22 protein-coding genes and 1 pseudogene are annotated in these 20756 nt (G+C 70.0%); 14 read left to right on the top strand and 9 right to left on the bottom strand.

What is annotated here, in order from left to right; genetic code table 11:
- Nucleotides 1–184 precede the first annotated feature (184 nt).
- The 6 genes from AB0M56_RS28970 to AB0M56_RS28945 all read left to right on the top strand — a co-directional run bounded on the left by AB0M56_RS28970 (nt 185) and on the right by AB0M56_RS28945 (nt 4092).
- Nucleotides 185–667: a MarR family winged helix-turn-helix transcriptional regulator gene (locus AB0M56_RS28970; RefSeq protein ID WP_364181414.1), complete on the top strand. Its 483-nt coding sequence runs from the start codon at nt 185–187 to the stop codon at nt 665–667.
- Nucleotides 668–677: 10 nt separating this feature from the next.
- Nucleotides 678–1328 (top strand): TetR/AcrR family transcriptional regulator C-terminal domain-containing protein, encoded by a 651-nt coding sequence (locus tag AB0M56_RS28965; protein WP_364181411.1) that lies wholly within the window; start codon nt 678–680, stop codon nt 1326–1328.
- Nucleotides 1329–1452: 124 nt separating this feature from the next.
- Nucleotides 1453–2640, top strand: a complete 1188-nt coding sequence (locus tag AB0M56_RS28960) for an FAD-dependent monooxygenase (protein ID WP_364181408.1) — start codon at nt 1453–1455, stop codon at nt 2638–2640.
- Between the two features lie 42 nt (nt 2641–2682).
- Entirely contained in the window at nt 2683–3066 is a 384-nt protein-coding gene (locus AB0M56_RS28955; protein WP_364181405.1) for a MerR family transcriptional regulator, read from the top strand.
- Entirely contained in the window at nt 3063–3392 is a 330-nt protein-coding gene (trxA, locus tag AB0M56_RS28950) for a thioredoxin (protein WP_364181402.1), read from the top strand. Before AB0M56_RS28955 ends, trxA begins: the two co-directional genes overlap by 4 nt.
- A 52-nt stretch (nt 3393–3444) precedes the next feature.
- The gene (locus tag AB0M56_RS28945) at nt 3445–4092 is read left to right on the top strand and encodes a DUF998 domain-containing protein (protein ID WP_364181399.1); all 648 of its coding nucleotides are present in this window, start codon (nt 3445–3447) and stop codon (nt 4090–4092) included.
- A gap of 28 nt (nt 4093–4120) precedes the next feature.
- Here AB0M56_RS28945 and AB0M56_RS28940 read toward each other — a convergent pair whose 3' ends face one another.
- Nucleotides 4121–5254: an MAB_1171c family putative transporter gene (locus tag AB0M56_RS28940; RefSeq protein ID WP_364181396.1), complete on the bottom strand. Its 1134-nt coding sequence runs from the start codon at nt 5252–5254 to the stop codon at nt 4121–4123.
- Nucleotides 5255–5388: 134 nt separating this feature from the next.
- Nucleotides 5389–6099, bottom strand: a complete 711-nt coding sequence (locus AB0M56_RS28935) for a TetR-like C-terminal domain-containing protein (protein WP_364181394.1) — start codon at nt 6097–6099, stop codon at nt 5389–5391.
- Nucleotides 6100–6385: 286 nt separating this feature from the next.
- On the opposite strand from AB0M56_RS28935, the gene AB0M56_RS28930 reads away from it, so the two are divergent.
- Nucleotides 6386–7327: an NAD-dependent epimerase/dehydratase family protein gene (locus tag AB0M56_RS28930; RefSeq protein ID WP_364181392.1), complete on the top strand. Its 942-nt coding sequence runs from the start codon at nt 6386–6388 to the stop codon at nt 7325–7327.
- Between the two features lie 109 nt (nt 7328–7436).
- Nucleotides 7437–10829 (top strand): aminotransferase class I/II-fold pyridoxal phosphate-dependent enzyme, encoded by a 3393-nt coding sequence (locus tag AB0M56_RS28925; protein WP_364181389.1) that lies wholly within the window; start codon nt 7437–7439, stop codon nt 10827–10829.
- Between the two features lie 654 nt (nt 10830–11483).
- On the opposite strand, the gene AB0M56_RS28920 is transcribed toward AB0M56_RS28925, so the two are convergent.
- The 4 genes from AB0M56_RS28920 to AB0M56_RS28905 form a co-directional block, all read right to left on the bottom strand.
- Nucleotides 11484–12014: a toxin gene (locus AB0M56_RS28920; RefSeq protein WP_364181386.1), complete on the bottom strand. Its 531-nt coding sequence runs from the start codon at nt 12012–12014 to the stop codon at nt 11484–11486.
- Between the two features lie 2 nt (nt 12015–12016).
- Complete coding sequence (locus AB0M56_RS28915; RefSeq protein ID WP_220243569.1) at nt 12017–12463, bottom strand: helix-turn-helix domain-containing protein; 447 nt, start codon at nt 12461–12463, stop codon at nt 12017–12019.
- A 224-nt stretch (nt 12464–12687) separates the two neighbouring features.
- The gene (locus AB0M56_RS28910) at nt 12688–13224 is read right to left on the bottom strand and encodes a hypothetical protein (protein WP_364181383.1); all 537 of its coding nucleotides are present in this window, start codon (nt 13222–13224) and stop codon (nt 12688–12690) included.
- Between the two features lie 279 nt (nt 13225–13503).
- Nucleotides 13504–13926 carry a hypothetical protein gene (locus AB0M56_RS28905; protein WP_364181381.1) on the bottom strand — a complete coding sequence of 141 codons (423 nt, stop codon included), beginning with the start codon at nt 13924–13926 and terminating at the stop codon, nt 13504–13506.
- Nucleotides 13927–14254: 328 nt separating this feature from the next.
- Between AB0M56_RS28905 and AB0M56_RS28900 the strand changes: the two genes are divergently transcribed.
- Nucleotides 14255–14896 carry a GNAT family N-acetyltransferase gene (locus tag AB0M56_RS28900; protein ID WP_364181379.1) on the top strand — a complete coding sequence of 214 codons (642 nt, stop codon included), beginning with the start codon at nt 14255–14257 and terminating at the stop codon, nt 14894–14896.
- On the top strand, nt 14838–15350 hold the full coding sequence (locus AB0M56_RS28895) for a TetR/AcrR family transcriptional regulator (RefSeq protein WP_364181376.1): 513 nt from the start codon (nt 14838–14840) through the stop codon (nt 15348–15350). Before AB0M56_RS28900 ends, AB0M56_RS28895 begins: the two co-directional genes overlap by 59 nt.
- Nucleotides 15351–15379: 29 nt before the next feature.
- On the opposite strand, the gene AB0M56_RS28890 is transcribed toward AB0M56_RS28895, so the two are convergent.
- Complete coding sequence (locus tag AB0M56_RS28890; RefSeq protein WP_364181373.1) at nt 15380–16183, bottom strand: enoyl-CoA hydratase-related protein; 804 nt, start codon at nt 16181–16183, stop codon at nt 15380–15382.
- 24 nt (nt 16184–16207) lie between these two features.
- On the bottom strand, nt 16208–16495 hold the full coding sequence (locus tag AB0M56_RS28885) for a hypothetical protein (protein ID WP_364181370.1): 288 nt from the start codon (nt 16493–16495) through the stop codon (nt 16208–16210).
- Here AB0M56_RS28885 and AB0M56_RS28880 point away from each other — a divergent pair.
- Nucleotides 16413–17111: pseudogene (locus tag AB0M56_RS28880) on the top strand (amidohydrolase family protein); the annotation flags it as partial. The gene AB0M56_RS28885 and the pseudogene AB0M56_RS28880 sit on opposite strands and share 83 nt — an antisense overlap.
- Nucleotides 17112–17149: 38 nt before the next feature.
- Here AB0M56_RS28880 and AB0M56_RS28875 read toward each other — a convergent pair.
- Nucleotides 17150–18346, bottom strand: a complete 1197-nt coding sequence (locus AB0M56_RS28875; protein WP_364181367.1) for a cysteine desulfurase-like protein — start codon at nt 18344–18346, stop codon at nt 17150–17152.
- 117 nt (nt 18347–18463) lie between these two features.
- Here AB0M56_RS28875 and AB0M56_RS28870 point away from each other — a divergent pair, with 117 nt between their 5' ends.
- The 3 genes from AB0M56_RS28870 to AB0M56_RS28860 all read left to right on the top strand — a co-directional run bounded on the left by AB0M56_RS28870 (nt 18464) and on the right by AB0M56_RS28860 (nt 20756).
- Nucleotides 18464–19030 carry a TetR family transcriptional regulator C-terminal domain-containing protein gene (locus AB0M56_RS28870; protein WP_354883626.1) on the top strand — a complete coding sequence of 189 codons (567 nt, stop codon included), beginning with the start codon at nt 18464–18466 and terminating at the stop codon, nt 19028–19030.
- 15 nt (nt 19031–19045) lie between these two features.
- Entirely contained in the window at nt 19046–19672 is a 627-nt protein-coding gene (locus tag AB0M56_RS28865; RefSeq protein ID WP_364181364.1) for a peptide deformylase, read from the top strand.
- 67 nt (nt 19673–19739) lie between these two features.
- On the top strand, nt 19740–20756 hold the full coding sequence (locus tag AB0M56_RS28860; RefSeq protein ID WP_364181362.1) for an alcohol dehydrogenase: 1017 nt from the start codon (nt 19740–19742) through the stop codon (nt 20754–20756).

Here is a 20756-nt window from a genome sequence, read left to right as displayed (position 1 = left end):
GTCGACGTTGCGCGCCGCCGAGACGACCTGCACACCCTCCTCGACCAACGCCCGGGCCGATCCGACCGCCCGATCGAGACGCCGGCTCCCCGGCGATCTCGCCCGCCACGCCGGAGGCGGGGCAGACAACACAGCGGGGCAGACAATAGGGTGATACGTCAACAAATCGGGGTAGACTCACGTCATGACGGACGCACGCTGGCTCGACGAGCGCGAGTTGCACGTCTGGAAGCTGTACCACCTGCTCCAGCGGTCCCTGAACGGCGCCATCGACCGGCAGCTCGTGCGCGACGCGGGCCTTTCGGGTCCGGACTACACGCTGATGGTGCCGCTTTCGGAGGCACCTGGTGATGTGCTGCGCATGCGCGACCTCGGGATGCAGATCAGGTGGGACCGCAGCCGGCTGTCGCACCACGTGAGCCGGATGGAGAAACGCGGCCTCGTCACGCGCGAGGACTGCTCGGACGACGCGCGCGGCGCCATGGTGCGCCTCACGCCGGCCGGGCGCGAAGCGATCGAGGCGGCCGCGCCCGAGCACGTGGAGACCGTGCGGCGGTACTTCTTCGAGCAGGTCAAACCCGACGAGCTCGAGGTGCTGGAACGCGTCTTCGACCGCATGGTCTCGCGCCTCAACGCAGACGACGAAGACGGCCCCTGTACGAGGTAAAGTCGGGTTCGTGGCCAAAACGCGCGAGAAGCTCAGCCGCGAAACGATCGTCGATGGCGCCCTCGCCCTGGCCGATCGCGAGGGCCTCGACGCGCTGACGATCCGCCGCCTCGCGCAGGATCACGGCGTCACGCCGATGGCCCTGTACTGGCACTTCAAGGACAAGCACGAGCTCGTGGCCGGCCTGGCCGAACGCCTGCTGGCGGACGTCTCGCTGCCGGATTCCGGCGGGCCTTGGGACGTGCGGCTGCGGGCCGCGCTCGTGGCGGTGCTGGCCGCCGTGCGCCCCCACCCTGCGGTCGCCGACCTCGTCCCGCCGCGCATCCTCGAGTCCGACGCCGGCCTCACCGTGGCCGACCACGTGCTCGGCCTGCTGCGCGAAGCCGGGTTCACGGCCGAAGAGGCCGCGGAGCTCGGCGGCTACCTGCTGTGCGCCAGCGTCACCCTGGTGACGGCCGAGCCCGGCGTCACGGACGTCCATCCCGCGTCCTCGCGCGACGAAGCCGTGGAGCGCAAGCGGGTCGCGCTGGCCGCGTTGTCGCCCGAGCGCTTCCCGAACGTCTCGGCCGCCGCCGGCGCGCTGGCCGCGTGTGGCGACGAGGATTCGTACTTCGCCCGCGGCGTCGACCTGCTGGTTTCGGGTGTTCGCGGCTTGCGCTGACGGTCGCCCGGACCCCCGCTGACGAGCGCGCACCACCTCCGTCAGCGCACCGTGCGGGCGTGGTCAGCGCCGGGTCGCAGTCTTGCGTCATCGAAACGCCGAACCCCGAGAAGGGACTCCAGCGATGACCAAGACCGTGCTCGTTTCCGGTGCCAGCGTGGCAGGGCCGTCGGCCGCTTTCTGGCTGCACCACCACGGCTACTCCGTGACCGTCGTCGAGGCGGCGCCGGTACTGCGGCCCAGTGGCCAGGCCGTGGACTTCCGCGGCGAGCAGATGAAGCTGATCGACGCGATGGGGCTCACCGAAGAGCTGCGCAAGTACGAGACCGCGATGGGCGACCAGCTGCTGCTGAACTCGGCAGGCAAGCCGATCGTGACCGTGCCCAGCTCGTTCGCCAGCGGCGAGCTCGAGATCCTGCGCGGCGACCTCGCCCGCATCCTCTACGAGCGCACCCGGGATTACACCGAGTACGTGTTCGGCGACCGCGTCACCTCGCTGACCGAGACGGCCGACGGTGTCGAGGTGACCTTCCGCCACGGCGCGCCCCGCCGGTTCGACCTGGTGGTCGGCGCCGACGGTGTGCACTCGGGTGTCCGGACCGCCGCGTTCGGCGCGGAGGCGCGTTTCCGCAAGGACCTCGGTTACCACGTCGCCGCCTTCACCGCGCCCAACCACCTCGGGCTCGACCACAGCGGCCTGATCTTCAACGAGCCGGGCCGCGGCGCGATGGTCTACAGCGGCCGCGAAGGCGACGCCGTGACCGTCATCCTGTACTTCCGCGGCGACCCGCGTGGTTACGGCCGACCGGACCCCGAGCGGCAGAAGGAGATCGTGGCCGACGTCTTCGCCGGCGCGGGCTGGGAGATGCAGCGGCTGCTGAGCGCGATCGACGACGCGCCGGATCTGTACTTCGACACCATCGGCCAGATCAGCATGGACAAGTGGTCGAAGGGCCGCGTGGTGCTGCTCGGCGACGCCGCGTGGTGCGCCGGCCCCGGCGGCTCCGGCACGGGCCTGGCGATGATGGGCGCGCAGATCCTCGCCGGCGAGCTCGCGGCCGCGAACGGCGACCACGTGACCGCGTTCGAGAAGTACGAGCAGCGCGTGCGCAAGCCGGCGCACATCGGCCACAAGAACGGTGCCGGCTCGGGCGGGTTCCTGGTGCCGGAGAACGAGAAGAAGCTGCGCAGCCGCAACCGGATGTACCGCATGCTGACCGGCCCGGTGTTCGGGAAGGTGTTCGACTACATGAGCACCCGGGCGGCGAACGCGGTGCAGTACCAGGAGTACACCGGCAAGGTCGCGGGCTGAGAGGTTGCCTTGACGCGCACGTCAAGGTCTACCGTCGGACGCATGCGGATCGGCGAGCTCGCCCGGCGGGCGGGGACGACACCACGGGCGCTGCGCTTCTACGAGGCGCAGGGGCTGCTGCCGGCGGGGCGGTCGGCGAACGGGTACCGGGAGTACGACGAGAACGATCTACGACTGGTCAGCGAGATCCAGACGCTGCGCACGGTCGGGTTCACCCTCGAAGACACTCGCCCGTTCGTCGACTGCTTGCGCACCGGCCACGAGTCCGGCGACGCCTGCCCGGCTTCGGTCGAGGTGTACCGGCGCAAGCTCGAGGAAGTCGAGAAGTGCCTGGCCGACCTCGGCGCCGTGCGGACCGCGTTGATGGACAAGCTCGCCGAGGCTTCGGCCCGGCACGACCCCTGTGTTGCCGAGGAGATCCGATGACCACCGATGCGACCTTCGCCGCCGACGTCCTCGACCACGACAAGCCGGTGCTCGTCGATTTCTGGGCCGAGTGGTGCCCGCCGTGCCGGATGATCGCGCCGGTGCTGGCCGAGATCGCGGCCGAGCGGGCGGATTCCCTGACGGTGCGCCAGATCGACACCGACCTGAACCCCGAGACAGCGCGGAAGTACCAGGTCATGTCGCTGCCCACACTGATCCTGTTCCGCGGCGGCGAACCGGTGCACACCATCGTCGGCGCCCGCTCGAAGGCCCGGCTGCTCGCCGAGCTCGACAACGTTTTGGGAACTACTCCCGTCGCCCTGTGAAAACCAGGCCGACCCGGTAAAAATAAGTGTGGACCACACCGGGGAGGCAACCGTGAACACCCTCGTGCACTCGTTCCTCTTCCTCCGCCGCGCGATCGGAGTGCTCGGCCTCTCGCTGCCGTTCGTCGTGATCCTCGGCAAGGAGCTGCTGCAGGGCGGCGGCCTGCAGGGTTCGCTGAGCGGCTACTACTACAGCGACCTGCGCGACGTCTTCGTCGGCACGATGTGCGCCATCGGCGTTTTCCTCGTCTCCTACCGGGGCTACGGGCGGATCGACGACATCGCGGGCAACGTCGCGGCGGTCGCCGCCATCGGCGTCGCACTCTTCCCGACCAGCCCGGCCTCGCCGACGGGCACTGAGCGCGCTGTGGGAGTGGCGCACCTCGTGTTCGCGGCGATCTTCTTCCTGACGCTGGCGTTCTTCTGCTTCTTCCTGTTCACCAAGTCCGACGAGACCTCGCCGACCTCGCGCAAAGCCGTGCGCAACGTCGTCTACCGCGTGTGTGGCGGCGTGATGCTGGCGGCGCTGGCGCTGATCGTGATCAACGGGCTCTTCTTCGACGCGGCCACGGCTTCGCTGCACCCGACGGTGTGGCTGGAATCCCTCGCGGTGATCGCGTTCGGTGTCTCGTGGCTGGTGAAGGGCGACGCGCTGCTGGCCGACCTGCCGCACGACCGCGGCGAACTGGTCCAGGCCTGAGCCACGGTCCACTTCGGACGGAAGTGGTTCAGCCCAGCCGGCCGTATGCGGCCGAAACCTGCGTGAGCCACTCGACTTCCGCGGCGAAGGTCTTGGCGTCGTGGTCGTCGAAGCTGCCGCTGTCCTGGCTGTGTGGCGGGGTGACGCCGGAGTTCTTCGCCAGCAGCGCGTGCTTGATCTTCGTGGCCTCGACCAGGGCTTGGTCCGCCGCTTCGGCCGGGGAGGACTCGGCGCGGTCCATGTACGGCCGCAGCGCCCGCCAGCCGTCGCGGATCTCGATCACGCGGCGGTGCAGGCGGTAGTGCAGATCGGACCACTGGCGGTCGGCACCGGACGGCGGCTCCAGCGCGATGCCCGGCGACGACTCGTACAGCGAGTGCCACAGCGGGTAGAGCGCGCGGTAGGAGCTGTAGTTCCGGCCCCACGCAAGGAGGTTCGACACGTGCCCGCCCCACGACGGCATGGTCAGCCCCAGCGACACGATCACGATGCCGAGCGCGCTGAACAGCGACGCCGCGATGGCCCACGGTCCGACCGACAGGCCGAACATGGGGCTCACGATGTTCACCGTGCGCGCGGCGCAGTAGAGGAACAGCACCACCGCTCCGGCCGCGAGCATCCGCAAAGCGCGGCGCAGCCACGGTTTCGTGGTGCTTCGCGCATACGGGATGCACTGGCGGTAGATCGTCACGCACGGCACGGCCTGCGAGACGATGAACAGCAGCAGGTAGACGAGGATGACCGGATTGCTGCTGCCGGTGCCGAACGCCGACGCCGGCGTGCCGGGGCGGTTGCCGATGAAGAACAACGCTGTCAGCACGACGCACAGCACGACGCCGGAGACGATCCACGCCCGGATCGCGCGCCGTACCTCCGAGAGCGGGTTCGCCCACTGCATCAGCAGGATCTGCGCGCTGATGCAGTAGGCAACCGCCGAGAGGTGCAGCACGAGGATGGCCAGGTTCTGCACGCCGAAGAACGTGACGACGCTGAGCGACACCGCTCCCATCGTGAACGTGAGGCACTGCAGCACCAGCGTCACCATCATCGTCACGTACCCGATGTCACCCCAGCCGCGCCGGATCGACGCGAGCTTGTAGAGGAACGCGGCGTACGACGACACCGCGGACGACGCGAAGAGCACGATCTTCAGCGCGTTCACACAAGACCACCCCAGTTGTGTACTGTATCGATTGTTACCAATCCGACCACAGTCACGGCCGAATGGCTTCGTAGCAACGGTTACGCGCCGCGTGGGGGATCGGCCTACTTTTGGCCGGACTAGTAACTGGAGATTCAGGCGTTCACGGCCTCGCGCCGGCTGCCTTCGAGCGGCACGGCCAGGCCGACGGCTTCCGCCGCCACGGCCACCGCGTAGTCGAAGAAGGCCGACTGGTCGGGAACGCTGTCGTGCGTACGGCTGAACACCTGGAACACCAGCAGGCCGATCAGGTTGCTCCACAGCACGATCCCGCGTTCGAGCAGATCACCGTACGGAGCCTCGGGCTGTCCGCCGAAGAGCGCGACGGCCTCGGCGGTCACGAGCGTCGGACCGGGCAGCGGCCGGCTCGGCGGCGTGAGGGATCCCGCCGCCAGCGCGGAACGCAGCACCGCGGCGAGCGCCGCGGGCGTGCGCGAAGCCGGGCCCACCGTGGTCTCCGGTGCCTCGTAGCCGGGCACGGGCGAGCCGTAGAGCAAGGCGAACTCGGCCGGGTTCGCGAGCGACCATTCGCGCAATGCGCGGGTGACGGCCAGCAGACGCGCGCCGGGATCCGTTTCCCGCTCGCCGGGATCGGCCTGTTCCATGGCCTCGCCGGAGGCGTTGTAGGCGTCGGTGATCAATGCGGTCAGGAGATCGTCGCGATCTTCGAAAAACGGTTGCACCTCGGCCACGGTCACGCCACTTCCGACGGCCACCGTCTGCAGCGTCAGACCGGTCGCACCGGTCTCTGCGAGTTGACGACGAGCCGTCTCCTTGACGAGCCGGGGGAGATCTTCAGAAGACATAGGCATCCTTGTCGGAACTGTCCATGATCGGCGACCCTACACCAACGCCCGTCGGCCGCCTAGGGTCCGAAAAGCGGCTCCGGCCACAGGGAAGACTTGAGTGAAGACCACTGAGAAGTCCCTGTGAATCCGATTAATCGCGTGCCATTTCACGGAGTGTTCGCGGGAGCTTCGCGAGGCATCCGAGAGGCTTACGGACAACTGTCCGAAGAAGTTCGCGGTGAACCCGAAGTTACGGATACCTGAAAAGCCAATCCCGCTCACCGGGCTGACTATGGTGTGGCGCATGAGTCTTCACGTGGTGATCGGGTTCGGCCCGGCAGGGGCGGCGACGGCGAGGCTGCTCGCCGGACGGGGCGAGCGGGTGAAGGTGATCGGCAGGTCGCCGCGACCGGAGGAAGCGGGGCTCGAGCACGTGGTGCTCGACGCCACCGACAGTGCCGCGCTGACCGCCGCAGCCGAGGGTGCTGACGCGATTTACCAGTGCGCGAGCCCGCCGTACCACCGGTGGACGCGCGACTGGCCGCCGCTGGCCGACGCGACCGCCGCGGCGGCCGAGGCGACCGGCGCCGTCCTCGTGGCGCTCGGGAACCTGTACGGCTACGGGCCCGTCGAAGGTCCGATCACCGAGGATCTGCCGCTCGAGGCGACGGGGCCCAAGGGCCGCGTGCGCGCACAGCTGTGGAATCAGCTGCACGACCTGCACGAGCAGGGCCGGATTCGCGCCGCCGAGGTGCGGGCGTCGGATTTCTTCGGCCCCGGCGTGACCGACGGCGGGCACCTGGGCGCGCGAGTGGTGCCGGCGGTGCTGAAGGGGCGCAAGGTTCAGGTGATGGGCGACCCGGACGCGCCGCACAGCTGGACCTACATTCCTGACGTGGCGCGGACGCTGGTGCGCGTTGCCGCGGAGGAGAAGGCGTGGGGTCGCGCGTGGCACGTGCCGACGCTGCCGGCACGTTCGTCGCGCGTGATGGTCGGCGTGCTGTGCGAAGCGGCGAGTGTGCCGCCGGTCGGCGTACAACGGCTTCCCGCGCCGTTGCTGCGGATGGCGGCCGCGTTTTCGCCCTTGCTGCGAGAACTGCAGGAGGTTCGCTACCAGTTCGACCGCCCGTTCGTGGTGGATTCGCGTGCGTTCACGGAATTCTCGGGCGAGCAAGCCACTCCGCTCGGGGAGCAGGCGGCGGCGACGGTGAGCTGGTGGCGTGATCGATCGGCTACCGTGGGTTGACCCGCGGTCGGGGATTTTCGCACGAGTTCCGAGACGCTCTTGAAAATCCGATCGCCACGGGGCAATCTCTCACCTACTGGGTGGGCGATCGGCGCGAGGAAGTTCTGTTATGGCGTCTTGGGGATCTGCTGCGCACGAAATCGAAAATCGACCGGACATTGCTATTGTCGGCATCGGGTGCCGTTTTCCCGGTGCGCGGAACGTGAACGAGTACTGGGATCTGCTCAGCGAGCCGAAACCTCAGTTCAGGACCGTCCCGGATTCGAGGTGGCGCCGGGACTCGTTCTACAATGACGATTTCCGGGACACCTCGGCCGCGTACTCCGACAAGATGGCGCTGCTCGACGACGTCGGCGACTTCGATGCCGGGCACTACGGCATCCCGCCGCGCCGCGCGAAATCACTCGACCCGCAGCACCGGCTGCTGGTCGACCTCACGCGCGAAGCGCTGCAGGACGCCGGCTGGGAGGCCGGCGGCTTCGAGCGCGAAGACACGTCGGTGATCATGTCGCTGTCCGAGAGCGGCTACCGCGAGATGAGCACGCTTCACATTCGCCTGCGCCAGCTCGCGGGCGGCGAGTTCGGCCGGTCGGCGGGCGCCGAGCTGGCGGAGGCGGGCTCGGCCGTCGGCGGTCTGCACGCCACGGCCATGGCCGGGCTGCTGCTCAACATGGGCCCGAGCTCGATCAGCTCCGTGTTCGACCTGCACGGCGAGAGCTACGCGCTCGACGCCGCCTGCTCCGGCGGCCTCACGGCGGTGGCCAACGCGGTGTTCGCGCTGCGGGCGGGCCGCTGCCGCATCGCCGTGGCCGGTGGCGCGCAGCTGGTGCTCACGCCGGACCTGCTGGTGGGTTTGTGCCGCATCGGTGCGGTTTCCCGCACCGGCGAGTGCCGCCCGTTCGACAGCCGGGCCGACGGGTTCGTGCTGGGTGAAGGTGCCGGCGTGCTCGTGCTGCGTCCGCTGGCCGACGCGCAGGCCGCCGGCGACCGGATCTACGCGGTGATCCGCGGCGTCGGGCTGTCGAACGACGGCACGGTCAAGGGCGGCATGATGCCGCAGGAGTCGGGCCAGCTGCTGGCGCTGCGCCGCGCGTACCGCGACGCCGACGTGGAGCCCGGTTCCGTCGGGTACCTGGAAGCGCACGGCACGGCGACGTCGGTGGGCGACGACGTGGAGATCAACGCGTTAGGCGAGCTGCGTCGCGACGCGACCACTCCCGCCTACCTCGGCGCCGCGAAGTCCGTGGTGGGGCATTCGCTCGGGACCGCGGGGATCGCCGGGCTGATCAAGTCGGTGTTGTCGGTCCACAAGGGACAGATCCTGCCGCAGCCGGATTTCGAACCGGCCGGGCACCTGGCGCTCGACGAGGCCGGTCTGCGGGTGGCCGGCGAGGTGACGCCGTGGACCGCCGACGGTCTGCGCCGCGCGGGGGTGAGCGCGTTCGGCTTCGGTGGGACGAACGTGCACGTGGTGCTCGAGGAATCCCCTGCGCTGCCAACGGTTTCCGTGGGTGGTCCGCAGTTGCTGCTGCTGACCGCGCGCGACCGGGCGGGGTTGGCCCGGCACGCGCGTGAGGTGGCGGAGGTGCTCTCGCGCGATCCGCTGCCGCTGGCCGCGGTGGCGTCCACTTTGGCGAGCCGCACTTTGTTCGCCGAGCGGCTGGCGGTGGTGGCCGACGATGCCGCCGACGCGGTGTCGAAGCTGGTCGCCGCGTCCGTCGCGCTGGAATCCGGGACGACGGGGGAGCTGGCGCCGGCGACGTACGCGGGGGTCGTGGCGCCGGGCGCCGAGGTGCCCGCGCCGGAGCTGCCGCTGCTGGAGCTGGCCGCACTGGCCGTGACCGGCGCCGGGCTGCGGCCCGCGATCGGCAGGACGCCGCCGTGCACGCTGCCGCCGAGCCCGCTCAGCCCGCGGAACCACTGGGTCGTGGACGAGGCGAAGCGGGTGAAGGCGCAGTCCTTGCCGCCGCTGAATGCTGTCTCGGCCGTGGAACCCGTTGTGCCACAGGGACTTCCGTCGGCGCGGGACGTGCTGGCCGTGGTGTTGGAGGAGGTCGCGCGCACGAGTGCGTTCCCGGTCGGTGACCTGTGCGCCGGGCACGCGTTGATCGATGATCTCGGGTTCGACTCTCTCATGCTGACGGAGCTGGAAGCCAACCTCCGCAAGCGCTTCCCCGGGCAGCGCTTCGAGATCGAGCAGGAGCGCGGTGTCACGGCCGGTGCGGTGGCGGGGCTGATCACGCCCGCCGTGCCGGTGCCCGTGCCACTGGCTTCGGAGACCGTCGCGTTCGACCCGGCCACGGCGTCGATCGACGACTTCCCCGAAGCCGCGGCGATCGACGCGCGGCTGCGGGAGTTTTCGGACCTCGGCGTGTCGAACCCGTACTTCCGCAAGCACCAAGGTCTCCTGACCAGCACGACGACCGTCGGCGGCCGGCAGTACCTGTCGTTCTCCAGCTACAACTACCTGGGTCTCTCCGGCCACCCGGCGGTGACGGCCGCGGTGCACGACGCCGTGGAACGCTACGGCACCTCGGTGTCCGGCAGCCGCCTCCTCGCGGGCGACCGCGACCTCACGCGTCAGCTGGAGATGGAGCTGGCGACGTTCCTCGGCACGGACGACTGCCTCGCGCTGGTGAGCGGCCACGCCACCAACGTGAGCGCCATCGGCCACCTCGTCGGCCCCGGCGACCTCATCGTGCACGACTCGCTCGCGCACGACAGCATCCTGCAGGGCTGCACCCTCTCCGGAGCGACGCGCCGCCCGTTCCCGCACAACGACGTCGCGCAGCTCGAAGACATCCTGCGCCGTACGCGCGCTCGGTTCCGCCGCGTGCTGATCGTGGTCGAGGGCGCCTACAGCATGGACGGCGACCTCGCCGACCTGCCGGGCTTGATCGAGGTCAAGAAGCGCTACGGCGCCCTGCTGATGGTCGACGAGGCCCACAGCATCGGCACGGTCGGCGCACGCGGCGCCGGCGTCGGCGAACACTTCGGCGTCTTGCGGTCCGAGGTCGACCTCTGGATGGGCACGCTGTCCAAGTCCCTGGCCGGCTGCGGCGGCTATCTGGCCGGCTCGTCCCGCGCGGTCCAGTGGCTGCGGTATTCGTTGCCGGGCTTTGTCTACAGCGTCGGCCTTACGCCCGCCAGCGCCGCCGCGTCGCTGGCCGCCCTGCGCGTCCTGCGCACAGAACCCTCGCGGCTGGCTCGCCTCCGCGAAAACTCAGGGTCCTTCCTGAAGCTGGCCCAGGCCGCCGGCTTGCCCACCGGCTCCGCCTCCGCGACCCCCATCGTCCCCTGCGTCATCGGCGACTCCACCACGACCATCCGCCTGGCCGGCGCCCTCTACGACCGCGGCATCATCGTCGACCCGATCCTCCACCCGGCCGTCGACGAATCCCAGGCCCGCCTGCGCTTCTTCCTCACCACCGACCACGAACTCGCCCAGCTGGAGTACACGACGAAGACGGTGGCCACGGAACTCGCCCGGCTGCGCGCTTAGCGGTGAGCGCCCGCGCCGGTTCTTGCCGGTCTGGGCACTCACGAGCCTGCTCGGACTCGTGCGGCGGTCCGCCGCTACGGGTCCACCGACCGAACTCGACCGTGTACGCGGCCCAGCCACGCCTTGCGCTCCATTGCGGCGAGGGACCCGGAAGGGCCCCGCCCGAGTGCGGCAGCCGACGCCGACCCGCCGGCACAGCTGAGTCTCGGGCAGCTCGTGCAGCGAGACGACGCGGGCCAGACGGGACACGGCGGTTTCGTGGTGCAAGGGCCGGACGGTAAGCGGCGGCCGCGAGACGATCAGGACGGCTCAGCCTCCTCAACCGCAGTGTCTTCGTCACGCGTAGCGCGGCGGAGTTCTTGCCCCGCCCCGCTGGGGGAGACAAACCCTGGCCCTGCCGGGCGGAGGCGAAACCCTGGCCCTGTCGGGGGGAGGCGAAACCCTGGCCCTGTCGGGGGGAGGCGAAACCCTGGCCCTGTCGGGCGGAGGCGAAACCCCGGCCCCGCCGGGAGGAGACAAAACCCCCGCCCTCCCAGGGGGAACGGCCCTTGTCCAGCCTATCGCCCACCCCCGACACTTTCGGCGACCGAGCGCCAGATCGGGGTAGTTGTCCACAACCCGATCGGGTGGGGAAAGTCGGCAGTGCGCGAACGCCTAAAGCAGCATCCGCTCAATCCGGTCGATCGGCTTCTCCTGCGCCGCCGGGACCTTCGCGGCCGGCGCGGGAGCCGGAACCACGCCCATCCGCTCCGACAGCAGGTACGCGATGATCTCCGCCTCCTGCTCCTGCGCGTCGTCGTAGGTGGCGCGCATCAGCATGTCGCGGACGATGTCCGGGTCGAGATTGGGGAAGAGGGAGCGGGCGCTCTCGTCGTCGAGCAGGCCCGAGCCGCGGTGGCAGCAGATGATGTGACCGAGCTCGTGCAAGATGATGTGCTCCTGGTGTGCGCCGGTGGTGTTGGCGTCGAAGAAGATGAGGTCTTCTTGTTGCGCCGCGACCCACATGCCGCACGGGTGGGAGGCCGGCATGGGCATCGGCACGAGGGTGATCGGCCGTTCGCGGATGGTGCCCAGCCGTTCGCACAGTGTCTGGAGGTCGCAGCCCTTCGGCAGATCCAGCTCGGCGATCCGCCGGGCGCCCTCTTCGCGCATCCGCTTGAGCTGGTCGCGACGCTCCTCCGCCATCCTCAGCCCGCCGCTTCGTCGCTGACCGGCGGCAGGCCCTGCATCTGGCGGTACTGGTCCATGATCGTGGTGATCGCCTGCAGGTTCTCCTCGCGCATGCCCGCCGCGCGCATCGCGACCGCGCGCACGCCCGCCTGGCGCATCGCCTCGATGGCGGCCAGCTCGCTCAGCACGTCGCCCGCCACCTTCTCGTCGAAGAAGTACGCGACGGACACCCCGAAGAACTTCGCCAGCGCCGCCAGCAGCTCCTGCGACGGGTTGGTGCGCTTGCCCGACCGCAGCTGCGACAGGTACACCGAGCCGACCTTCAGCTCCGGCGACACGCGCTTGAGCTCGGTCACGACCTCGGCGTTCGTCCAGTGCTTGCCCTGCGGACGCACCGTGCGGAACAGATCGTCGAGCCTGGAGGCCAACGTCGGCCGAGTGTCATCACTCGAGTCACTGGACATGTCCGCCCCCTCCGGTCAGCGACTGATTGCTCTCAGCTAGGCCGACTATCCCAGATTAGCTGACAGTTGACAATCAGGGCTCCCCTACACAAGACTGTGAGCAGCGCGAGTTAGCTGTTAGTTAACTCGCCAACACAGGCTTAGCGGTAGGCGTTGCACTGCCGCGGGGCGGCGCTGGGGGTGTCGCTCCGCCGGTCCGCCGGCCGGGCCCGGAGGCAACCGTTTCAGCGAACTGCCTCCGGGCCGGCGAGCTGCGCCCATTCGTCGGCCCAGCGCACCGCGCGCCGGTGGTCGAGCACGCGCCGCACGATCCAGAGCGCGCCGGCCAGCAGGCCGATCGCGCAGAGCCACGTGAAGGTGCCCACGAGCACGCCGTTTGTCACCGCGTCGGCGTGGGTGAGCGGGGCGGTGGTCTGCTTGCCGTTGTCGTCCAGCCAGATCGGCACCTGCGAACCGGGGTTGCCGGCGCCCGCGGGCACCGTCACGACGCCGGTCTGCAGCGAGCCGTTCGGCAGCCGCCAGTCGGCGGTCACGCGAGAGCTGTGGGCGATCGGGGCACTGTCGCCCGTCGACGCCGTCTTCGGCGCGGGCGCGAGCACGGTCGCGGTGACTTGGTGGCGCGCGTGCAGCTGCGCGTCCGACGCCGCGGTCTCGTGGGAGACGTCAGCCTTGCCGAGCAGCACCACGAGCGGGAGCGCCAAGATCGCGATCAGCGCGGCCAGGCCGGCGAGGAGACCCTCGATCCGGTCGGAGCGCCGCACGAGCGGATTGCGCGCGAATCCCAAACGTCGCAGGAAACGGGTAAAGAGAAGAGGTGGTCTGCCAGCCCGGGCCTTGTTCCGCATGAGCTCCATGGTCCTCTTGCACGCCCGCGCGCGCTGTGTCCAGCACAACGTTTTCTTTGATTTTCCTGGGAAAACGGTGTGTTCCTCAGCACGCTCAAGGCCTTCACTCCACTTGTGGGTGAACGCCGTCACTTCACGTCGTGATCGACTCGCCCGATGCTCGCCACGCGTTGAATGCGGAGCCGGAAACCGGCGTCAGTCCACGAGCCGGACGGTTGCGGTACTGCTGAACGACTTTCGTCGCGTGATGCCGTGCTCCGCCACGATGCTCAGCTGGATCGACCGGTCGGACGGGGCCCAGTAACCGGTGCGCACGAAGTACCCGTCCATCGTGCAGAGGCGGTTGGCGGTCTTGCGCGAGCTGATCGTCTCCCAGCCCCAGTGCCGGCCGCTGGCTTCCACGCCGTTGCGCCGGACGTAGAGACGCGGGTTGCCGACCTGGCGGCAGTACTCCGCGCCTTCGGCGATGTAGAGCACGCCGTCGACCTTGTAGAAGCGGCTGCCGTCGAGCAGGCTCACCTGACCCGACAGCGTGACGTTCACGCGGTCGCCGTCGTTTCCCTCCATCTCCCAGTCGACGCAGAATTCCTTCGCCGGAGCTTCGATCGACTGGGTCATGACCGCGTCCCCTTCGTGCACTGTTTCGAGAAGATTCGATTAGAAGATAGAGAAGAATCAGGAGGCAGGAAGGTTTCGCGAACGGTTTTCACCCGATAAGGCTCACGGGCTGACAGATTGTGTTCCACGCATGAATTACCGGCATTTTTCAGCGCACCGGGTGATGGCGCACACGGGAAGTGAAATCGGATTACCCGGAACCGGTCATGTCCCACCGTTCGACTGGGCGGTGTGGGTCTCGGTCGGGACCGGCCGTGTCGGCAGCGTGAGCAAGACTATGACCGCCGTCATAGTGAGTCGATCAGGGAAACCGTGCTACCCAAGGGTCATGACAGCTGTCATAATGACCGTCGAGCCGGCGACCGCCGGTGCCGTGGAGGGCCTCGTGCGAGCGTGCTCGCCGGCGAGCCTCGCGTGGCGCTTCACGCTGCCCGGGCGCCCGGCGCCGGACTGGATCCTGGTGCGCTACCGCACGTTCCTGCTCGCCGGCGCGGCCCTCGTCGCGAAGGTCGGCGACGCTGCGGTCGGCTTGGTCAACCTCGTGCCGGAAGGCGAGTGCCGGGCTGAGCTCGCGGTGCTCGTGGCCGACGCCTGGCACCGCCGCGGCATCGCGAGCGCGCTCGTGCGCAGCCTGAGCGAGGACGTCCGCTGGGCGGGCTGGACGCTGCACGCCACCGTCCAGGTCGGCAACGCGCCGGCCGAGGGCCTGCTGCGCGCGCACGGCTTCCGCCCGGTCCCGACGTTCGAGCGGGGCGAGAAGGAGTTCGAACGGGTCGTGCCGACTAGCATGACCGGTGTCATGAAGGAGGTCGTCGGTGGTGGAGTCGGAGAGGCCGGCGCGGGACCGGATGGTGTTCAGCGCCGCGCAGCTGCTGCGGACCCACGGCGTCGGCGGTACGGGCCTGCGGGACGTGGTGACCCACGCGAACGCGCCGCGGGGGTCGCTGCAGCACTACTTCCCCGGGGGTAAGGAGCAGCTCGTCGCCGAAGCGGTCGCCTGGGCCGGCAGGTACGCTGCGCGCCGCGTGCGCCGCAACGCCGAATCGCTGGAAGACGCGATGCCGGGCAACCTCTTCGCCGCGATGGTCGCGCCGTGGCGCGTCGAATTCGCCGATCAGGGATTCGGGAACGGCTGCCCGATCGTCGCCACGGTCGCCGATTCCGCCGCGATGAGCGAAAAGCTGCGGGAGAGCACGGCCGGCGCATTCGCCGAATGGCGTAAACCGCTCGTGGAAGCACTGGAGCAGATGGGCGTATCTCCCCCGCGTGCGGCTTCGCTGGCCGTGCTGATGATCAGCTCCCTCGAAGGCGCGATCGTGCTCGCGCGCGCCGAGCACGACGTCGCCCCGCTCGACTCGATCGTCGAGGAGCTACGGCCGCTGCTCGACGGCGCCGTGGACAAACGCCGCCGCAAGCTCGCCTAGCGCGCTGTCGGTTACCCATCCGACCACAGTCACGGCGGGGACGGTTGCCGGACGCGGTCACGTCCTGCTGGATTCCCGCCTACTTTTGGCAGGCTTGGTAACGGCGGCCGAGCTTCGCTCGCAGGTTGGCGACCGTCGCCGGGTCGTGCAGCAGCTTCGCGAAATGCTGCGACTCCACGTCCATCCGCGCGCACGCTGGTGTTCTCGGTATCGCGCAGCAGCTCGCGGGTCAGCGCCAGCGACGAAGCCGGCTGCGCGGCCAGCGCGGCCGTCCGGTCGGCGACGCGGGCCTCCAGCGCTGCCGCGTCGGCCAGCACCTCGTTGACGAGCCCCAGCCGGTGCGCCTCGACGGCCGGCACGCGGTCGCCGAAAAGCAGCAGCTCGGCGGCGCGCTGCGGGCCGAGCAGGCGCGGCAGCACGAAGCTGCTGCCGTACTCCGGCACCAGGCCCAGCGATGTGAACGGGAACTGCAGGTAGCTGCGCTCGGTCGCGTACACGAGGTCGCAGTGCAGCAGCAGCGTCGCGCCGATGCCGACGGCCGGGCCGTCGACGGCCGCGACCACCACCGCGCGCGTGGCGAGCAGCGCCTCCTGGAACCGCCGCACGGGTGTGTCGTCCCCGGCGGCGGAGCCGTCGTGGGCGAGGAAGTCGCCCAGGTCGTTGCCCGCGGTGAACGTGCCGCCGGCGCCGGTGAGGACGACGATCGGCGTGGCCGCGGTCTCCAGCGCTTCGGCCAAGGCGGAGTACAGGGCCGTGGTCAGCGCGTTGCGCTTGTCCGGACGGTTGATCGTCACGGTGGTGACGGCTTCGCCGGCCACGACGTCGATGCTCATGCCACGAGAGTTCCACAACGGAACTCAGCCGGTCAACGCCATCTCCGCGAGGCTGCGCAACGCGGCTTCCGACGCCGAACCGGGCTCGGCCGAGTACACCCCCACGAACTGACCGGGGTCGGTCTCCACCCCGAGGCGCTGCGAGTCCACCGTCACCGGCCCGACGCGCGGGTGCGGGAACGTCTTGCGCCGGAACCCCGCCATCCGCACCCGGTGGTCGGCCCACCACGTGCGGAAGTCCGGGTCGGCCACATCAGAGGCTTCCGCGCGGGCCGCCGTGCGCGAGCACGCGGAACGCGGGGTGGACGTCATCAAGCTGATGGCGAGCGGCGGCAACCTCACGCCCGGCACGCGGATCGAAGTGCCGCAGTTCACGCCCGAAGTGCTGCGCGCGGCCGTCGACGAGGCCCACCGGCTGAGCCTGCCCGTCACCGCGCACTCCCACGGGACGCAACCGGTGGCCGACGCCGTGGCCGCCGGCGTCGACGGCCTGGAACATGCCGGCTTCATGACCACAGACGGCGTCGACGCCGCCCCATCGGACCTCGTGCGGGAGATCGCCGCGCGGCACATCACGGTCGGCGTCACCCCCGGCATCGCGGGCGACGCGCACAGCGCGCTGCGCCGCGAGATCGTGTCGCGGATGGACGCGCTGGTGGCCAACCTGCGCTTGCTCTACCGCTCCGGCGTGCAGCTCACCGCCGGCACCGACGCCGGCGTCACGCCGGTCAAGCCCCCGGATGTCCTGCGGCACGCCGTGCACATGCCGGAGCTGCCCGAGATGTCCACAGTGGACACCTTTTGCACCGCGACGTCCGTGGCCGCCGGGGTGTGCGGGCTGGGCCACCGCAAGGGCCGCGTGGCGCCGCGCTTCGACGCCGACGTCCTCTCAGCGGGCAGCAATCCGTTCACCGATCCGGCGGCCATCCACGACATCCGCGGCGGTCTACGTGCGCGGGACGGCGGTCACAGCTCCGCAACCGCACTGACCAGCCGGTCGACCTCGGCCGCAGTCGTGTACGGCGCGATGCCCGCGCGGACCGCGCCCGTGTCACCGAGGCCGAGATGGCGGGAGCACTCGATGGCGTAGAAGCTCGCGGCCGGCGCGTTGACGTTGTAGTTCGCCAGGTGTTCGTACACGGCCTTGGGCTCGTGGTTCTGCACGGAAAACAGGACCGTCGGCGTGCGCTCGCGGCCGGGGGAGCCGTAGCGGACCACCTGGGGCAGCGCGGCGAGCCCGTCGTCGAGGCGCTGCAGCATTTCCTGCTCGTGGACCTCGAGCGCGGCCAGCGACGTGGCCAGCCGCTCGCGCCGCGTGCCCTCGGCCGGCACCAGGTTCGCGAGGAAGTCGATGGCCGCGGTTGTGCCGGCGAGCAGCTCGTAGGGGAGCGTGCCCAGCTCGAAGCGCTCCGGCACGGCGTCGCTGGACGGCACGAGCTTGTCCGGCCGCAGCGTCTCCAGCAGCTCGGGCGCGGCCGCGAGCAGGCCGAGGTGCGGGCCGAGGAACTTGTACGCCGAGCACGCGTAGAAGTCGGCACCGAGTGCGGCGACGTCAACCATGGCGTGCGGGGTGAGGTGTACCCCGTCGACGTAGCTGAGCGCCCCGGCTTCGCGCACCTTCGCCGTGATCGCCGCGACGTCCGGCCGCGTGCCGAGCAGGTTGGACGCCGCCGTCACGGCCACCAGCCGCGTCTTGTCGGTCAGCAGCGCCGTGACCGCCTCCACCGGCAGCTCACCCGTCATGGGGTCGAAGTCGGCCCACCGCACGGTGACCCCACGCGTGGCCGCCGCCTGCACCCACGGCCGGATGTTGGCGTCGTGGTCGAGCCGCGTGACCACGACCTCGTCCCCGGCCTCCCACGTCTTGGCCAGCGTCCGCGAGAAGTCGTACGTCACCTGCGTCATGCTGCGCCCGAACACCACGCCCTCGGGCTTCGCGCCCAGCAGATCCGCCACCGCCTGTCGTGCCTCCCGCACGACCCCGTCGGCGCGCCGCTCGGCCGGCGTAACTGTTCCCCGGTTGGCGATCGCGGAGCAGAGGACGGCCGCCACGGCTTCCCCCACCACGTCCGGCACCTGCGAGCCCCCGGGCCCGTCGAAGTGCGCGGCCCCTTCGGCAAGGGCGGGGAAGTGCTTGCGGATCGCGTTCACGTCATAGGCCACGGAGCCCAGCATGCCGGAAGCGATCAGGCGGGTGCGAGATCGGCCTTGGATCTCGGGATCCGACCCTGGTCGACTGTCTTGGTCGACAGCTGAGACGACCGGTCATATAATTGGCAGATGCCACGTCCCAGCGTTCGTGAGGTGATCGTCGACACCGCGGTCACCGAATTCCACCGCTACGGCTTCGCCGCGTGTTCGGTCGACACCATCACCCGGGCGGCCGGCGTGCCCAAGGGGTCGTTCTACAACCACTTCAAGAGCAAGGAAGACCTCGGCGCCGAGGTCGTCGCGCGCTACGCCGAAAGCTCCGGCTGGCGCGAGGGCCATGGCGACCTCGGTCCGCTCGACACGTTGCGCGCGAGGTTCACCGTGATGCGCGACGTGCTGGTGGACAACGAGTTCACCCGCGGCTGCCTCATCGGCAACATGGGTTCCGAGCGCGCCGACCACAGTCCCGTGATCCGCAAGCAGGTCGGGGAGAGCCTCACGCACTGGTCGGACAGCATCACCGACTCCATCCGCCAGGCGCAGGCCGCAGGCGAGGTCAAGGGCGACAAGGACCCGGAGCTGCTCGGGCGGTTCGTGCTCGACGCGTGGGAGGGTGCGATCATCCGTACCAAGGTGGCCAAGAGCGTCGCCCCGCTGGACGACTTCTTCGACGTGGTGTTCGGCTCCCTGCTGTAGGAAGGTGCCCCCAGCGTGCTCGCCGACCTGGTGGACGAACTGCTCGCCCAGCCGCTCCCGTGGCCCATCGTCCAGGCCGGTGACCCGGTGCTGCGCACGGCCGCGGCGCCCTACGAAGGCCAGTTGGGTGACGCCGCGCTCGCCGGACTGATCGAGGGCATGAAGGAGACGATGCACGCGGCGCCCGGCGTCGGGCTGGCCGCGCCGCAGATCGGACTCCCGGTGCGGCTCGCCGTGGTCGAGGACTACGAGCGGCCGAACACGCCGCCCGAAGTGCTGGCAGTGCGGGGCATCGGTCCGTTGCCGTTCCGCGTGGTGGTGAACCCGCGGTACACGGCGCTGGGCTCGGAGCGGGTCGCGTTCTTCGAGGGCTGCCTGAGCGTGAACGGCTGGCAAGCCGTGGTCGCGCGGCCGTTGCGCGTCCGGCTTGAGGCGCAGGACGAGACGGGCGCGGCCGTCGACGAGGAGTTCGCGGGCTGGCCGGCGCGCATCGTCCAGCACGAGACCGACCACCTCGGCGGCGTGCTCTACCTCGACCGTGCGGAGCTGCGTTCGCTGTCGACGCACCAGTCCGTCGCGCAGCGGTGGGCGCAGCCGACGCCGGTCGACGCCGCCAAGGAACTGGGCTTCGACCTGCCCTGAAAAACGTGGGTGCTCGATTCGGGTGCGGCCCTTGACAGTGTCTAAGACGACCGGTCATATTCAACTCATGACAACTTACCGAGCTCTGGAAGTCACCGGCACCCGCCAGTTCGCGCTCAGTGAGCGGGAGCTCGTCGCTCCGTCGCACGGGCAGGTCCGGGTCAAAGTGGAGTACTGCGGCGTCTGCCACTCGGACGTGCTGGCGGTCGAGGGGATGCGCGCCGATCCGGACGTGCCGCGGGTGCCCGGCCACGAGATCGTCGGGGTGATCGACGCCGTCGGCGAGGGTGTGCGGGCGTGGCACGTGGGTCAGCGCGTGGGCATCGGTTACCTGGGCGGGCACTGCGGCGAATGCGAGTACTGCCGGCGCGGCGACTTCGTCAACTGCACCGACCAGCCGTGGACCGGCACGCACGTCGACGGCGGTTACGCCGAATACGCCTACGCCCGCACGACCGGTCTGGTCCGAGTCCCGAGTGGACTGTCCTCTTCGGATGCCGCGCCGCTGCTGTGCGCGGGGATCACCACGTACGGCGCGCTGAGCAACCTCGGCGCGCGCCCCGGCTCGCTGGTCGCGGTGCAGGGCATCGGCGGGCTGGGCCACCTCGGCGTGCAGTACGCGAAGGCGCTGGGCTACCGCGTCGCAGCGATCGCGCGTGGCACGGACAAGGCCGAGCTTGCCACGAGTCTCGGTGCGGACGAGTACGTCGACAGCACCGCCGCCGACCCCGGCGCGCAGCTGCAGAAGCTGGGCGGCGCGGCGGCGATCGTCGCGACGGCCTCGAGCGGCGCGTCCATGTCGCCGCTGGTCGCGGGGCTCGCGCCGCGCGGGCGGCTGGTGGTCGTCGGCGCGGCGCCCGACCCGCTGTCGATCGGCACCACTGACCTGATCTTCGGCACGCGCACGGTCTCCGGCAGCCTCACCGGTTCGGCCGTCGAGAACGAGGACAGCCTCGCGTTCGCCGAGGCCCGCGGCGTGCGGCCGATGAACGAGATCGTTCCGTGGACCGACGCCCCGAAGGCGTACGAGCGCATGCTGTCCGGCCAGGCGCGTTTCCGCGTCGTCCTCGACCTGGCGGCCTGA

Origin of the sequence: Amycolatopsis sp. NPDC051372 (genome assembly GCF_040682095.1) — a bacterium.
In the GTDB taxonomy this organism is placed as follows: Bacteria; Actinomycetota; Actinomycetes; order Mycobacteriales; family Pseudonocardiaceae; genus Amycolatopsis.
This window is presented reverse-complemented; position numbering and strand designations above follow the sequence as displayed.

Bases quoted from the DNA above. Each gene is read 5' to 3' on its own strand.
- AB0M56_RS28960 (WP_364181408.1), top strand. From the start codon at position 1,453: ATGACCAAGACCGTGCTCGTTTCCGGTGCCAGCGTGGCAGGGCCGTCG.
- AB0M56_RS28905 (WP_364181381.1), bottom strand. From the start codon at position 13,926: ATGACCCAGTCGATCGAAGCTCCGGCGAAGGAATTCTGCGTCGACTGG.
- AB0M56_RS28970 (WP_364181414.1), top strand. From the start codon at position 185: ATGACGGACGCACGCTGGCTCGACGAGCGCGAGTTGCACGTCTGGAAG.
- AB0M56_RS28890 (WP_364181373.1), bottom strand. From the start codon at position 16,183: ATGAGCATCGACGTCGTGGCCGGCGAAGCCGTCACCACCGTGACGATC.
- AB0M56_RS28885 (WP_364181370.1), bottom strand. From the start codon at position 16,495: ATGACGTCCACCCCGCGTTCCGCGTGCTCGCGCACGGCGGCCCGCGCG.
- AB0M56_RS28920 (WP_364181386.1), bottom strand. From the start codon at position 12,014: ATGGCGGAGGAGCGTCGCGACCAGCTCAAGCGGATGCGCGAAGAGGGC.
- AB0M56_RS28860 (WP_364181362.1), top strand. From the start codon at position 19,740: ATGACAACTTACCGAGCTCTGGAAGTCACCGGCACCCGCCAGTTCGCG.
- AB0M56_RS28870 (WP_354883626.1), top strand. From the start codon at position 18,464: ATGCCACGTCCCAGCGTTCGTGAGGTGATCGTCGACACCGCGGTCACC.
- AB0M56_RS28925 (WP_364181389.1), top strand. From the start codon at position 7,437: ATGGCGTCTTGGGGATCTGCTGCGCACGAAATCGAAAATCGACCGGAC.
- AB0M56_RS28900 (WP_364181379.1), top strand. From the start codon at position 14,255: ATGACAGCTGTCATAATGACCGTCGAGCCGGCGACCGCCGGTGCCGTG.
- trxA (WP_364181402.1), top strand. From the start codon at position 3,063: ATGACCACCGATGCGACCTTCGCCGCCGACGTCCTCGACCACGACAAG.
- AB0M56_RS28915 (WP_220243569.1), bottom strand. From the start codon at position 12,463: ATGTCCAGTGACTCGAGTGATGACACTCGGCCGACGTTGGCCTCCAGG.
- AB0M56_RS28930 (WP_364181392.1), top strand. From the start codon at position 6,386: ATGAGTCTTCACGTGGTGATCGGGTTCGGCCCGGCAGGGGCGGCGACG.
- AB0M56_RS28955 (WP_364181405.1), top strand. From the start codon at position 2,683: ATGCGGATCGGCGAGCTCGCCCGGCGGGCGGGGACGACACCACGGGCG.
- AB0M56_RS28935 (WP_364181394.1), bottom strand. From the start codon at position 6,099: ATGTCTTCTGAAGATCTCCCCCGGCTCGTCAAGGAGACGGCTCGTCGT.